Here is a 1,482-nt window from a genome sequence, read left to right on the forward strand (position 1 = left end):
TTAAAAGTACAGAAAAAGACACCTCTCTTTGGTAAAATGTAGTTACCAACAAACATTCCAAAGGAGAGATGTCTTATGGCTAATATTTTACCAAAAAAATCAGAAAAAAACGAGTTCTATTCGAGCATTGATCGATTTCTTAAAGAATTTAAAATAGGCACCTTATTACACCAATCAAATATAAAAAAAGAAGATGGTATCAGTACGAATGCTATCGTTACTTTTTTATTCACAGTCGCTTTCCATGGCGGAAAAAGTGTGAATCAGTTGTTAGAGGATGCTGAAAGACAACCAGGATTTGGAAAAGATACAGTCAACCGTTTTTTGAGAAATGAACGGTTTAATTGGCGTAAATTCTTACTTTTGTTCACTTCAAAAATCATTGCCACCTTGTTACCTTATGTCCAAGAGGACAAGGAACGTGTGCTTATTCTGGACGATTCCGTGTTTAGTCGTAATCGGAGTAAAAAAGTAGAGTTGTTAGCCAATAATTTCGATCATGCCAGTGGTAAGTATATCAAAGGATTCCGTATGCTAACTTTAGGATGGAGTGATGGCCATACCTTTATTCCGCTGGCTAAATCTTTCCTGAGTTCCAAGAAAAAAGCTAATCGATTAAATGAAGCCGATGATTGCATAGATAAACGAACCACTGGATATAAGCGTCGTCAAGAAGCTCAAAAGAAAGCGACAGAAACCATGTTTACTTTACTTCACTCTCTACCCTTGCAAAAATTAAAAGCACAAACGCTCCTTTTTGACAGCTGGTTCGGTCACGCTTCTGTGATCAAGCAAGTGGTAACGGATTATCCATTACACGTTATTTGTATGATAAAGCCCATGCGAGCGACCTATGGCTATCAAGGCGAACGCTACACGCTTAAGGAACTCTATGCCCACTTAAAGAAAAAGCGCGGGCGTGCCATCGTTAAAGCAGAAGCTGTTGTGAGCCTAGGGCTCAATGATCAAGGGAAAGAGATTAAAGCAAAAATCATTTTTGTTAAAAATCGCAACAGTAAGGGCAAGCGTAATTGGCTAGCGTTATTATCCACAGATATCGAGATGGAAAATGAAGAAATCATTCGTCTATACGGAAAACGGTGGGACATTGAGACGTTCTTCAAGTACTGTAAATCTTATTTACAGCTCGGGAAAGAAGTCTACGGACGAAAATATGACATCATGATTGCCCACACAACGATTGTCTTTATGCGGTATATATTTTTTGCACTTGTTTCACGAAATGAAAAGGATCCACGAACGATTGGAGAACTATTTTATTTAGAATGCGACGAGCTAGAAAACATTCGCTTCACAAAATCTTTATCTCTTCTTTTGCATGCTTTAAAAGCACTGCTTGAAGACCAATTTGTATTATCCGAACAACAAGTAACGGCGTTGCTCGATCAATTAATCGACACATTACCGGCGGCATTCAAAGAAATTTTGATTGGAAATCAGTCAAACCAAGAACAAATTGCT

The 1,482-nt window shown here is 38.1% G+C and carries 1 protein-coding gene; it reads left to right on the plus strand.

All coding sequences use genetic code 11. The features are described 5' to 3' along the window. Nucleotides 1–75 precede the first annotated feature (75 nt). The coding region (locus ABDZ53_RS12800; RefSeq protein ID WP_343757135.1) for an IS4 family transposase at nucleotides 76–1,482 on the plus strand (1,407 nt) is incomplete at its 3' end.

It is taken from the genome of Alkalibacterium iburiense, from assembly GCF_039521845.1.
Classification (GTDB): Bacteria; Bacillota; Bacilli; order Lactobacillales; family Carnobacteriaceae_A; genus Alkalibacterium; species Alkalibacterium iburiense.